Annotated in this window: 11 protein-coding genes; 6 read left to right on the forward strand and 5 right to left on the reverse strand. The window is 71.6% G+C overall.

The features are described 5' to 3' along the window. Positions 1–12: 12 nt before the first annotated feature. Positions 13–813 carry an SAM-dependent methyltransferase gene (locus ACQB60_RS24675; RefSeq protein WP_496928293.1) on the reverse strand — a complete coding sequence of 267 codons (801 nt, stop codon included), beginning with the start codon at positions 811–813 and terminating at the stop codon, positions 13–15. A gap of 211 nt (positions 814–1,024) precedes the next feature. Between ACQB60_RS24675 and ACQB60_RS24680 the strand changes: the two genes are divergently transcribed. Together ACQB60_RS24680 and ACQB60_RS24685 are read left to right on the forward strand one after the other, a co-directional pair. After that, positions 1,025–2,485: a carotenoid oxygenase family protein gene (locus ACQB60_RS24680; RefSeq protein ID WP_496928294.1), complete on the forward strand. Its 1,461-nt coding sequence runs from the start codon at positions 1,025–1,027 to the stop codon at positions 2,483–2,485. 90 nt (positions 2,486–2,575) lie between these two features. After that, positions 2,576–3,373, forward strand: a complete 798-nt coding sequence (locus ACQB60_RS24685; protein ID WP_496928295.1) for a polysaccharide deacetylase family protein — start codon at positions 2,576–2,578, stop codon at positions 3,371–3,373. 102 nt (positions 3,374–3,475) lie between these two features. Here ACQB60_RS24685 and ACQB60_RS24690 read toward each other — a convergent pair whose 3' ends face one another. Continuing rightward, entirely contained in the window at positions 3,476–4,732 is a 1,257-nt protein-coding gene (locus tag ACQB60_RS24690; RefSeq protein ID WP_496928296.1) for a cytochrome P450, read from the reverse strand. Between the two features lie 121 nt (positions 4,733–4,853). Here ACQB60_RS24690 and ACQB60_RS24695 point away from each other — a divergent pair, with 121 nt between their 5' ends. Beyond that, positions 4,854–5,321, forward strand: coding sequence for an SRPBCC family protein (locus ACQB60_RS24695; RefSeq protein ID WP_496928297.1), 468 nt, complete (start codon positions 4,854–4,856; stop codon positions 5,319–5,321). Between the two features lie 198 nt (positions 5,322–5,519). Here ACQB60_RS24695 and ACQB60_RS24700 read toward each other — a convergent pair whose 3' ends face one another. Next, the gene (locus ACQB60_RS24700; RefSeq protein WP_496928298.1) at positions 5,520–6,998 is read right to left on the reverse strand and encodes an NCS2 family permease; all 1,479 of its coding nucleotides are present in this window, start codon (positions 6,996–6,998) and stop codon (positions 5,520–5,522) included. A gap of 637 nt (positions 6,999–7,635) precedes the next feature. On the opposite strand from ACQB60_RS24700, the gene ACQB60_RS24705 reads away from it, so the two are divergent. Both ACQB60_RS24705 and ACQB60_RS24710 read left to right on the forward strand, forming a co-directional pair. Further along, positions 7,636–9,351, forward strand: coding sequence for a PucR family transcriptional regulator (locus ACQB60_RS24705; RefSeq protein WP_496928299.1), 1,716 nt, complete (start codon positions 7,636–7,638; stop codon positions 9,349–9,351). Between the two features lie 187 nt (positions 9,352–9,538). Next, positions 9,539–10,291 carry a hypothetical protein gene (locus ACQB60_RS24710; protein ID WP_496928300.1) on the forward strand — a complete coding sequence of 251 codons (753 nt, stop codon included), beginning with the start codon at positions 9,539–9,541 and terminating at the stop codon, positions 10,289–10,291. An 8-nt stretch (positions 10,292–10,299) separates the two neighbouring features. On the opposite strand, the gene ACQB60_RS24715 is transcribed toward ACQB60_RS24710, so the two are convergent. Both ACQB60_RS24715 and ACQB60_RS24720 read right to left on the reverse strand, forming a co-directional pair. After that, a complete protein-coding gene (locus ACQB60_RS24715; protein ID WP_496928301.1) occupies positions 10,300–10,962 on the reverse strand; it encodes a DUF4360 domain-containing protein in 663 nt (220 codons plus the stop codon). Positions 10,963–11,138: 176 nt separating this feature from the next. Next, complete coding sequence (locus tag ACQB60_RS24720) at positions 11,139–11,897, reverse strand: GntR family transcriptional regulator (RefSeq protein ID WP_496928302.1); 759 nt, start codon at positions 11,895–11,897, stop codon at positions 11,139–11,141. 167 nt (positions 11,898–12,064) lie between these two features. Here ACQB60_RS24720 and ACQB60_RS24725 point away from each other — a divergent pair, with 167 nt between their 5' ends. Further along, complete coding sequence (locus ACQB60_RS24725) at positions 12,065–12,922, forward strand: (2Fe-2S)-binding protein (protein WP_496928303.1); 858 nt, start codon at positions 12,065–12,067, stop codon at positions 12,920–12,922. Positions 12,923–13,020: the final 98 nt, after the last annotated feature.

Consider the following 13,020-nt stretch of genomic DNA (forward strand, 5'->3'; position numbering starts at 1 on the left):
TAAGGGCCCTCGTCAGTCGGTCTTGCGGGCCACTCCCCCATAGATGCCGACCTCCGCCGACCGCGCCGGCGGCGTCTCGTCCGGGCGCCAGAACGGGACCTGGGTCAGGCCCGGTTCGACCAGTTCGAAGCCGTCGAAGAACCGCATGACCTCCGTACGGGAGCGCAGGTTCAGGGACGCCGTGGCGCCCTTGTAGACCGCCTGGGCGTCGCGGCGGTCGGCGAAGTCGCCCGTGGCGTGCGAGAGGACCAGATAGCTGCCGGACGGGAGGGCGTCGCGCAGGGTGGCGACGATCTCCTCGGGCCGGTCCGCTTCGGTGAGGAAGTGCACGATCGCGACGAGGAGCAGCGCCACCGGCTCGTCGAAGTCGATGAGAGCGCGGACATCGGGGTGGCCGAGGATGGCCCGCGGGTCGCGGAGGTCGGCGAGCACGGTGGTGGTGCTCGCGCCGACGCCGCCGAGCAGCGCGTTGGCGTGCGTGTTCACGATCGGGTCGTTGTCCACGTACGCGACGCGCACGCCCGGGGCGAGCTCTTGAGCCGTCTCGTGCACGTTCGGCGACGTGGGCAGGCCCGTGCCGACGTCCAGGAGCTGGCGGACGCCCGCGCCGACGACGTGGCGGACGGCGCGGCGCAGGAAGTCGCGGTTGGCCTGCACGCCGATGCGCACCTCGGGGGCCGCGGCGGCCAGTTCGTCACCGGCGGCGCGGTCCACCTCGTAGTTGTCCTTGCCGCCCAGCAGGTAGTCGTAGATCCGTGCGGGGTGGGGCCTGCTGGTGTCTATCTGCTCGGCGCGGAAGCCGTCCTGTCTCACACTGCGCTCCTCTCGGCGGCCGCCACGGCCCGGACACTCCCGGCGACCCGCGATCGGCTGGCGACAGCCTTCCACATCACCTTTCGTACGTGATCCTCAACTCCTGTACGTGATCCAGGAGTTCCCCTACTGCTCATGGGGCCTGGCACCACCCCCGACAGGGGCCCCAGCCCCAACGACAAGATCGCCGCGCGCCAGCAGAGTTGAGGGCATGACGAAGCAGACACCCCGCCCGAATCACCCCACGCGCCCCGCCCAAGAGCCCGGACACCCCTTCCTCGAAGGTGCCTACACCCCCCTGCGGGAAGAGCTCACCGCGTTCGACCTCCCCGTGACCGGGCGCATCCCGGCCGAGCTCAACGGGCGTTACCTCCGTGTCGGCCCCAACGCGCTCGGCGTCGAGGACCCGAGGGCGCACCACTGGATGCTCGGTGAGGGCATGGTGCACGGGGTGCGGCTGCGGGACGGGAAGGCCGAGTGGTACCGGAACCGGTGGGTGCGGTCGGCGTCCGTGGCCGCGAAGTTGGGCGAGCCCTATCCGTGGGTGCGGCCGGAGAACGACTTCGCGCCCAACACCCATGTCATCGGGTACAAGGGGCGGATCCTCACCCTCCAGGAGGCGGGACCCAAGCCGTACGAGATCGACGGCGAGCTGAACACCATTGGCCCCTGCGACTTCGGCGGCAGCCTCGACGGGTCGTTCATGTCGCACACCAAATACGACGCCGCCGCCGACGAGTTGCACGCGGTGACCTACCACCCGGCCTGGGACCACGTCCGCCACCTCGTCCTCACCGAGGCGGGAAAGGTCACCCGGACCACCCGCATCCCGGTCTCCGACAGCCCGATGCTGCACGACTTCGCGCTGACCGAGAAGTACGTCGTGATCCTCGACATCCCCGTCACCTTCGACCGGGCGGCGGCCCGCGCGGGCGAGCCCGTGCCGTACGCGTGGAACGAGAAGCACCCGGCGCGGGTCGGCGTCATGGCGCGGACGGGCGGACCGGTGCGGTGGTTCGAGACGGAGAACGTCTACTACTCGCACACCCTCAATGCCTACGACCACAGCGATGGCAGGGGCGGAGAGTCCATCGTCATCGATCTCACCACCTTTCCCGCTCCGTTCCTCGTCAACGGACGCGGTTCCGGCGGCCCTTCCGCCAGCGGCACCCCGTCCCTCGACCGCTGGACGGTGGACCTGGCGGCGGGCCGGGTGCACACCCGTCGCATCGACGACCGGCCGCAGGAGTTCCCGCGCATCAACGAGTCGCTGGTGTCGCGGCGGCACCGGTTCGGGTACATGGCGTCCACGGCCCCCCTCTACGAGGGCTACGACTCGGTCGACGGGCTGCCCGGCACACGCACGTACGAGAACGCGCTCATCAAGCACGACCTGGAGAACGGGCGCTCGGAGGTGCACCGGCTGCCGCGGCACGCCACGGCCGGAGAGGCCGTCTTCGTCCCGGCCGTCGGGGCGGGCGTCGGGGCCGGGGGCGGAACGGGGGCCGAGGACGACGGGTACGCGATGGCGTACGTCGCCGATCCCGAGCGCGGGGCCACCGACCTCGTGATCCTCTCCGCGCGGGACTTCACCGGGGAGCCCCTCGCCCGCGTGCACCTGCCGGCGCGGGTGCCGATGGGGCTGCACGGGAGCTGGATCGCGGACGAGTGAGGCGCTCCCTCCACGCCGACCTCACAGCTTCCCTTTATCGAAATCAGACCTCTATGCACGGGACGTATACACGGTGTGTACAGTGCTCTCATGCCTGCAACGATCAGCAAGACGAAGTCCCGCACGACCCGGTTGCGTCCCGCCGCACTCGCCCTCGCGACGGCCGCCGCCGCCTCCCTCGCCCTGACCGGCTGCACCAAGCTCGACACCACCTCGCCGAGCACGGTCCGCAAGGACGCCGCCGACGCCAAGCCGAAGGACCAGGGGAAGTTCGGGACCGTCGACTGCCGCAAGGCGAAGTGCGTCGCCCTCACGTTCGACGCGGGGCCGAGCGAGAACACGCCGCGACTGCTGAAGATCCTCAAGGAGAAGAAGGTGCCCGCGACCTTCTTCACGCTGGGCAAGAACCACGTCGCCAAGTACCCCGAGCTCGTGAAGCAGATGGACCGCGAGGGCCACGAGGTCGCCAGCCACACCTGGTCCCACAAGATCCTCACGAAGATCAAGCCGGAGGAGGCGCGCAAGGAGCTGGAGCGCCCCAACGAGGCGATCGAGAAGCTCATCGGCAAGAAGCCGACCCTGATGCGCCCGCCGCAGGGCCGGACCAACGACGACGTGAACAAGCTCTCCAAGGAGCTCGGCCTCGCCGAGGTCCTGTGGACCGTCACGGCCAAGGACTACACGACCAACGACAGCAAGCTGATCCAGAAGCGCGTCGTCGACCAGACCAAGCGGGACGGCATCATCCTGCTGCACGACATCTACAAGGGCACCGTGCCCGCGGTGCCGGGCGTCATCGACGAGCTCAAGGCGCGCGGCTACGTCTTCGTGACCGTGCCCCAGCTCCTCGCCCCGGGCAAGGCGGAGCCGGGCAAGGTCTACCGCTGACAGCCGACCGCTGGCCTCTGGCCTCTGGCCGCCAGGCATGAACCGCCGGCCATGAACCGCCGGCCATGCACCACTAGCCACCAGCCATGCACCGCGGGGCGTCTACCACCTCACGTGCAGTGCCTCCGGTGAGCGGTGGATCAGGCTCGGCCGCATCGTCACCGGCAGCCGCTCCTCGTCGAGCCGCAGCCCCGGGAAGCGGCGCGTGAACAGCTCCAGCGTCAGCCGGAGCTGCTCGCGGGCGAGCCTCGCCCCCACGCAGCCGTGCACGCCGAGCCCGAAGGCGAGGTGCCTCCGGCCCTCCGGCGGCCGCTCGATGTCGAAGGCGTCGGGGCGCTCGTGGCACGCTCCGTCGCGGCCCGCGGCGCCGAACGCCACCAACACGTCGGCGCCCGCGGGCAGTTCACTGCCCGCCAGGGTGACCGGACGCGTGGTGACCCGATGGAACGCCTGCAGCGCGGTGTCATAGCGGGCGGCCTCCTCGACGGCGGCCGGGATCCGCTCGGGCTCCGCGCACAGCAGCTCCCACTGGGCCGGGTGGCGCAGCAGATGCAGCAGCATCGTGCCGATCAGGGCTGTCGTTGTCAGATGCCCGGCCAGGAGGAAGTTCTGCAGGTGCGCGACCACCTCGCCGGACTGCGACACGGTCAGCTCACCACCGCTGCCACCCCCGCCCGGCACCATGTCGGCGACGAGCACGGAGCAGAGGTCGTCGCGCGGGTCGGCATGCCGGGCGCGTACGTAGGTGTCGAGAACGGCGTGCATCGCGGCGACGTCCTTGGCGGCCGCGACCTGTTCCGCCTCGCCGAGCGGCCGGAACAGCAGCTCCACGACGCGGTGTCCGCCGTGAAGCACGGGCTCCACGTCCACCGGATCGAGGCCGACGACCCGCCCGATGACCTCGCCGGGCAGCCGCATCGCGTACGCCGCCATCAGCTCGGCCCGCCCTTCCGACGCGAAGTCGTCGATCAGGGCGGTGGCGCGCTCGGCCGCGTACGGGACGAGGGCGGCGACCCGGGTCGCGGACAGGGCCCTGGTCAGGGGAGCGCGGAAGCGTTCGTGCTCGGCGCCGTCGGAGCTGACCACGAAGCGGTGGCCGCCGAACTCGGGGCGCAGCTCGGCGAGTGCGGCGGGGGCGGGCAGGATCGGCGGGCTCAGCGCGTTGGCCGAGGAGAAGTCCTCGGGGCGGCGCAGGACTTCACGCACGTCGGCGTCGCGGGCGACGAGCCAGGCGCGGAGTTCGGGGACGTAGGTGAGGCCGTCGGTGGCGCGGGCGCGGGTGTAGAGGGGATACGGGTCGCGGCAGAGCGCGTCGAGCTGACCCTGCTGACCCTGCTGATCCTGCTGCTGAGAGTCCACAGAGGCATAGTGCCGCCGATTGCCGCGGAGCGGCAGGGCGCCGGGGGTGGCGAAGCGACGCGGGAGAAGACAGGGAAAGCAAGGCCGCGGAGCGGCCGGTAAGACCTGTCACCATCCACACGTGGCACTCTTCCGCATCGTCCGCGAATCCCCCCACTCCCCCGAAGAGACCTGGCTCAGGCTCACGACATGGGAGCGGCACGCAGACGCCGTCCCGCTGACCCGGGTCACCGTCCGCACACCCCCACCGCCAGGTACAGGCACCGGCACTCGCAAAGGCACCGTCTTCGTCGCCCGCAGCGCCCTCGGCCCGCTCGGCTTCGACGACACGATGGAGGTCGTGGGCTGGCGCCCGCCGCAGTGGTGCCGACTGGAGAAGAGGGGGTCCTTCATCACCGGCTGGGCGGAGATCGAGGTGCACCCGGCGGGGTCGGCGGGCGCGACCGTCGTCTGGCGGGAGGAACTGCGGATCCGGGGCCTGCCCCGCCGCTGTGACCGCCCCCTGGCGGCCGTCGCCCGCACCCTCTTCGGGCGCGCGGTCGACAACCTGCTCACCTCCCCGTACGAAGGTGACTCCCCCCGCATGTGACTCCCCAAAGACCGACGGGCCGCCCGCAGCGCGACCCGTCGGCTCCAGTTCCGGATACCCGCCGAGCCCGCCCCCGTACGAACCGTCAGGCCGTACGACTGGTGAGCGGCCGGCGGACTCGGCGGGCCCGGAGGCGGTCCGTGCGAAAGCCGCCGCACCGGAGGAGGCGGCGGCTTTCGCACGGACTGGTGCGGGGCGTTACTTGACCCCCAGCCACCCCTCGATCGGGTGGAGGGCGAAGAACGCCAGGAAGACGAGGGCGAGCACCCACATCAGCCAGCCGATCTCACGGACCTTGCCCTGGACGGCCTTGATGAGGACGTGGGCGATGACACCGGCGGCGATGCCGACGGTGATGGAGTACGTGAACGGCATCAGGACCATGGTCAGGAACACCGGGATGGAGGTGGCCTGGTCGTTCCAGTCGATGTGCCGAGCGTTGGTCAGCATCATCGCGCCGATGACGACGAGCGCCGCGGACGCCACCTGCGTCGGGATGACCTGAGCGAGGGGGCTGAAGAAGAGGCAGAGCGAGAAGGCGAGACCGGTGATCACGCTGGCGAAGCCGGTGCGCGCGCCGTCGCCGACACCCGCGGTGGACTCGACGAACACGGTCTGGCCGGAGGCGCCGGCGAGACCGCCGACCACACCGCCCGCACCGTCGATGGCGAGGGCCTTGTTGAGGCCCGGCATCTTGCCGTCCTTGTCGGCGAGGTTGGCCTGCTGGCCGATGCCGATGATGGTGCCCATGGCGTCGAAGAAGCCGGCGAGGACCAGGGTGAAGACGATGACGCCGACGGTGATGCCGCCGATGTCGCCGATGCCCTTGAAGGACACCTCACCGAGGAGGCCGAAGTCCGGCGAGGAGACGATGGAGCCCTTGATCTCGGGGGCGTTCAGGCCCCAGTCGGCGGCCTTCATGCCGGCGACCTTGTTGACGATCGCGGCGAAGACGGTGCCGCCGACGATGCCGATGAGGATGGCGCCGGGGACCTTGCGGACCTGGAGCGCGAAGATCAGCAGCACGGTGACCGCGAAGCAGAGGACCGGCCAGCCGATGAGCTTGTCGTCGATGCCCAGCTGGATGGGCTTGGAGCCCACGTCGCCGTGCTTGCTCGGCATGCCGGTGACGAAGCCCGCCTGCACCAGGCCGATCAGACAGACGAACATGCCGATGCCCATGGTGATCGCGTGCTTCAGGGCGAGCGGGATGGCGTCCATGATCAGTGACCGCAGGCCGGTGACGACCAGCAGGACGATGATGAGGCCGTAGATGATGCACATGGCCATCGCGTTGCCCCACGTCATCTCGGGGGCTACCTGGAAGGCCATGACGGCGGAGACGCTGAGGCCGGCGGCGAGGGCCAGCGGCACGTTGCCGATGAAGCCCATGACGATGGTGGTGGCGGCCGCGGCGAAGGCCGTGGCGGTGGTGAGCTGGTCACCGTCGAGCCGGTGCCCCGTGGAGTCGGGCACGGAGAGGATCACCGGGTTCAGGAGGATGATGTACGCCATCGCCATGAAGGTGGTGATGCCGCCGCGCACCTCCCGGCCGACGGTGGATCCGCGCTGGGTTATGTGAAAGTACCGGTCGAGCCAAGATCTGCCGGCGGGAACGCGTGAGCCGTGGCCCGCGTCCTCGGCGGTGGTCTTCAGCTCGGGTGGGGACTGGGTCATGGTGCCTACTCCCAAGGTTCACAGGGGCACCCGCTGCGTTGCGGGATTTGGGATGGTGCTGGCTGCACGACCCGGGGGACGGCCCGAGACGAACGTGAAGGTGCTGCGCTTAAGAGGACTTGCGTTCAGCTGAGAGTGCCTGCGCTCAACGTCCGCGAGCGGAGCGGTGGTTGAGTGCTCCGGACGGTGCGGGCCGAGGGAAGTGTGACGTTCCTGGAAGGGCACGCACCGCCCGGAGGGACTGAGGGGTCCCGCCGGGCGGGATCAGCTGCCGGGGGCGGAATCCATGAGTGGCTCTCTTCATTCGTATCGGGGGTCGTTCGCTGTAGCGGAGGTCGTTCGTTTCGAGCCAGGTGGGCCGTTGTGCCCTGGCCGACTCGTTCACGTGCTGTTAACGCGGAGTGGGCTCAGTACACCGCTCTGCCGACCGGTGGGGTCAGTCACGGAAAACATGAAGGAGTTGGCTGGCCATGGGGCGCGTCTTGTAGATTCGTATGAAGAACGGGCCTCAGAGACCTCTCGGTTTCCCTTTGGAAACCAAAGGCGCCCCAAGAAACGGCAGACCCGGAGACAGTCGTAACTCCCGGTACACGCCTGACCACAGATCAATTCGAGACAAGATCGGCGGCGACCACCCATGCGGCTGCGCGCACTCCTGGACACCGACGCGCTGGGCCTCAGGCTGCTCGGCGGCGAGGACGAGCTGGATCGCACCGTGCGCGGTGTGATGACCACGGACCTGCGGGACCCCAGCCGCTACCTCACCGGCGGCGAACTGGTCCTCACCGGCCTTGCCTGGCGGCGCGACGCGGCGGACACCGAGCCCTTCGTACGGATCCTCGCGAACGCCGGCGTCGCGGCCCTCGCCGCGGGTGAGGCCGAGCTCGGCCCCATCCCGGACGACATCGTCGAAGCCTGCGCCCGCCACCGCCTGCCGCTGTTCGCCGTCCACGAGTCGGTGGCCTTCGCCACGATCACCGAGCACGTCGTGCGCCAGGTCTCCGGCGAGCGCGCGGGCGACCTGGCCGCCGTGGTGGACCGCCACCGCCGCCTGATGACCTCGGGCCCGGCGGGCGGCGGCCCCGACGTGGTGCTCGACCTGCTCGGCTCCGACCTGGACCTGCGGGCCTGGGTGCTCTCCCCCGCGGGCCGCGCCATCGCCGGGTCCAGCGCCTCGGGCCCCGCGCTGCCCGCCGACGTCTGCACCAAGCTCGCCGCCGAGCACCTGGCCGCCGTCCGCACCGGCCGCCGCGGCCCGCACCGCGTCACGATCGAGGGCACCACGTACTCCCTCTTCCCCATTCGCAGCAGCGGCCGCGGCGCGGGTTCCGCGGCGCGCGACGTGCGCGAGACCGTCCTGTCCGACTGGCTGCTCGCCGTCGAGGCCGACGCGGGCGACTGGCCCGAGGAGCGCCTGGACCTGCTCCAGGGCGTCACCCAGCTGATCTCCGTCGAGCGGGACCGCCGCGACGCCGCCCGCACGGTGCGCCGCCGCCTCGCCCAGGAGGTCCTCGAACTCGTCCAGACGGGCGCCGCCCCCGCCGAGATCGCCGCCCGCCTCCGCGTGGCCGCCCCGGTCCTGCTGCCCGGTCTCGGCGCGGCCCCGCACTGGCAGGTCGTGGTGGCCCGGGTCGAGTGGGACGGCGGAGAGATCGAGGGCGGCCCGGTCGCCCAGTCCCTCCTGGAGGAGATCCTCGTCGACCCCTCCCCGGGCTCCCGCGCCGACGCGGCCAAGGGCGGCCCCGTCCCGGCGGGCCCCGACACCTCCGACCGGATCGCCGTCGCCCACACCGGCGACGAGGCCATCGCCCTGGTCCCGCTCCCCGCCGTCGCCACCGACAACGAGAACACCGAGCCGGGCCTGCTCGCCGACTCCCTGCTCGCCTCCGTCCGCGAACCGCTCTCCGCGGGCCTCGCCGACGACGGCCGCCTCACCCTCGGCGTCAGCGCCTCCGTGCACTCGGCGGAGGGGCTGCGCGGCGCGCTGGAGGAGGCCCGGCACGCCCGCCGGGTCGCGGCCGCCCGCCCGGGACAGGTCTGCGCCGCGGGCCACCAGGAGCTGGCGTCCCACGTCCTGCTGCTGCCCTTCGTCCCCGACGACGTGCGCCGCGCGTTCACGGCCCGCCTCCTGGACCCGCTGCGCGACTACGACCGCCGCCACCGCGCCGAGCTCATCCCCACCCTGGAGGCGTTCCTGGACTGCGACGGCTCCTGGACCCGCTGTGCGACCCGGCTCCACCTGCACGTCAACACGCTGCGCTACCGGGTGGGCCGCATCGAGCAGTTGACGGGCCGCGACCTCTCCCGTCTGGAGGACAAGCTCGACTTCTTCCTGGCCCTGCGCATGAGCTGAGCCCCGCACGGGAAATGACCGCCTCCACCCCGCTCGACGGCGGGGCGAAGGTGGCCATTTCCTGGCCCCCCCTTTGTGAAAACTTTCACCCACCCCCTTGGCCGCACCGGCCGATCCATGCTGAGATTCGCCCACGACTCAACAGCTCAATGGTGTGCTCGGGGAGGGCAACGTGGCGCATACCGCCATGTCTGGTACCGGAACGAACGAAGAGAACGATCCACTCCAGACCGCGGTATGGCGGCTGCGCTCGCGCGCCTGCTGGGCCGACGCGGCGGCGCTGCTGGCCACCCGCGAGGGCGTGGCTCCCGCACTGCAGCGGACGGCACTGCTCGTCGAGCGCTGCCTGTTCACCGGCGAGGGCTGGGCCGAGGCCGAGGAGAGCCTGCGCGGCGCGGAGGCGCTCGCCACGGGCGACGACGACCGCGGTGTGGCGGCCTGTGAGCGCGGCCAACTCGCGTACGCCTCAACGGTCTTGGGGGTGCGGGACCGGGCCGACGAGGCGCGCACGGCGCTCGGCCGCGCGGCGGCGCTGCTCGCCCCGAACGCGGCGGGGCGCCCCCTCCTCGACTTCCGCCGCGGCCTGATCGCCGAGCACATCGCGGACTCGCCGCAGGCGGCGAAGGCCGCCTACCGTCGCGCCCACGCGGGCGCGACGGTGCACGCGGACTCCCTCCTGCTCTCCTTCACCTGGCGCCACCTCGCCGGACTCGCCCTGCGCGAGGGCGAGTTGGCGGAGGCCCGGCACGGCTTCGCGGAGTCGCTGCGGCTGCGTGAGGAGCTGGGCTACCTGGTGGGCACCGCGCCCGCGCTCGCGGCGCTCGCGGACGCGGAGCCCGAGCCGGAGGCGTCACGCCTGCGCGCGGAGGCGACCCGCCTCTTCCGCCTCCTGGGCGGCGTCCCGTCCTGGCTCGCCCAGCACCTCAAACCGGCGGCGTAGGCGGCCTGTCAGCGCACCTTGCACTTCTTCCAGGCGAAGTGGTACTTGGTGTTCAGGCTGCCGTCGGTCGAGTCCATCGCCATGAAGCTGTTGGTCGTGTCCGTGTCGGACCAGCCGCCGTTCACGAGCAGTTGAGTGTTGATGTTGATGTTCCGCTGCTCACCGCACTTCTTGTGGACGATGGCCTGGTACGGCACGGTGTGCGTGACCTGCCAGTCGCCCTGCATGGGGCCGATGAAGTCCTTGCTCCGCTGGGTGGTCGTGGCGGACATGCCCTGGAAGTAGTAGCTGGCCTGCTGGGAGCCGACCGCGCCCTCCTCCAGGTTCGCGAAGCCGCGGTAGTCGGCCTTGGCGACGCCGTAGGTGAAGCCCTGCGGGACGTGCACGTTCAGGCCGAGCTGGCAGTTCTTGCGGAAGTCGGTGGGCTTGGCGCCCTTGCCGACCTGGGCGAGGTACTCGCTGTAGGTGACGGTGAAGGCCGTGTTGTCCGGCGAGACGGCCACCTTGGCGGTGCCGGGCCGGCACCCCGAGCCGTTGACGGAGACGAGGTCGATGGTGACCTTGCCGGGCGGCGGGGCGGGCGCCGCCGGGGCCTGCGCGCCCCCCGCGGCCGGAGTGAGGGCGGCCAGGACTGCTGCCGTCGCGCCACCGATGAACACCGTTCTGAACATGGGGAGTTCCTTTCGGTCGCACAGCGCGCACCCTCGAACCCGTCGAGAGCGTCGTCGCTCAGCGTGCGACCGAAGTCGACCACGGTGTCACTCTGTGTTACGTGATCCACGCCGACTGTTCCACCGTCACGGCCTAACCGCGCCGCGCTCGGCGCCCGGCCCGCCGCCCCGCGACCTCAGCCCGCCGCCCCCGCGAAGTGCTCCCGCACCAGCGACGAGACGACACCCAGGTCCCGCTCCCCCAGCGCCTCCAGGAGCGCCATGTGCTCGGCCGCGTCCGCGACGAGGTCCGCGCGGCGGCCGGAGACGGGGCCGCTCACCAGCGGCCACTGCGAGCGGCGGTGCAGATCCGCCGCCACCTGGACCAACTGCTCGTTGCCCGAGAGCGCCAGCACCGCGCCGTGGAAGGCCCGGTCCGCCTCCGCGTACCGCGCGAGGTCCCCGCTCGCCGCCGCCACCGCCGTCGCCTCCGCGAGCGGCAGGAGCTCCGCCCACCGGTCCCCGGGCACCGTCCGCGCCAGCCGCAGCATGACCGGGACCTCGATCAGGGCCCGCACCTCCGCCAGCTCCCCGAGCTCGCGGGCGCTGCGCTCGGTCACGCGGAAGCCACGGTTCGGGACGACCTCCACGGCGCCCTCGAGGGCGAGCTGCTGCATCGCCTCGCGCACCGGGGTCGCGGAGACGCCGAAGCGCTCGCCGAGGACCGGCGCCGAGTAGACCTCACCGGGCGTGAGCTCGCCGCCGACGAGCGCGGCCCGCAGCGCGTCGAGCACTTGTCCGCGTACGGAATTGCGCTGCACCGCCTTGCGCGGCCGTGGCACCGCCGGGGGCGCGGCCGGCTCGCTGTGCGTGTGCTCGCCCCGTACGGGCTGCTCGGGCACCCGGGGACGGGGCACACCGGCGGCCTCCGCCGCCCGCGCCCTGGCCTGCTCCACTGGGTTCCTCCGGTCCGCCGATCCTCTGATGAGTAACAGCCGCTCGACCAGATGGGTACGAGAGGCACGAGAGGCACCATAGGCGGACAGGACCGCAGTTGAAACCTCGATCAGGATGGGTAAGGTAAGGCTTACCTGCAATCGATCGCGATTCGGTGGTCCCCCGCATGTCCGTTCCCACCTTGGCCGCACGCACCCGAAGTGCCCTCGCGGACTCCTACGCCCGCCTCGCCGAGGTGTTCCCCGGACTGCGCATCGAGGAGTTCGGCCACGCGGAGCAGGCCCCCCGGGGCGACGGCTGGATCACCGCCGCCCAGCTCGCGGAGGGCGGGGCCGGCCTCGAGACATTTCTCGCATGGGACGCGGCACAGGTACTGAAGGACTACGGGCAGCAGGGGCGCCCCGACGTCATCGCGAGCTTCGGCCTCCACCGGTACGCCTGGCCCGCCACCCTCCTGTTCACCGTGCCCTGGTTCCTGCACCGCCGCGTGCCCCGCTTCGACGTCGCGCACGTCTCCTTCCAGCGCGAGCTCGGCCGGCTCTCGGTGCGCGCCGACGGCTTCGCCTGCCTGCCCGGCGACCCGGCCGCCACCCGGCCGGGCGCCCGGGTCGTGCCGGACGAGGAAGCACTCATGGCCGAGCTGCGCGCGGCCGTGGCCGACCACATGGGCCCCGTCCTGGACGGCTTCGGGCCCCGCATGCGGCGCCGCTCGCGCGCCCTGTGGAGCGTCGCCACCGACGAGATCGTCGAGGGCCTCTGGTACGTCGCGCACCTGCTCGGCGAGGAGCAGCGGGCCATGGGCGACCTGGAGCGGCTGCTGCCCGGGGCCACGAAGCCGTACGTGGGCCATGCCGGGTTCCGCGAGCTGACGGGGCCCAACGGCGAGGCGCTGCCGACCCGCGACCGGGCCAGCTGCTGCATGTTCTACACGCTGCGCCCCGAGGACACCTGCGTCACCTGCCCGCGCACCTGCGACGCGGAGCGCGTCCAGCGGCTGCTGAGCGCCCCTGCCGAGGCCGCCTGATCCCGAACCCCCCTTTCGTGGGGCGGTAATCGAACTCAACTGCCGTGGTCAGGGCGCGAGTTCGAGCGAAAGGGCGCACGCGGCGCCCCGTGCAACCC

Source organism: Streptomyces odontotermitis (assembly GCF_050510915.1).
In the GTDB taxonomy this organism is placed as follows: domain Bacteria; phylum Actinomycetota; class Actinomycetes; order Streptomycetales; family Streptomycetaceae; genus Streptomyces.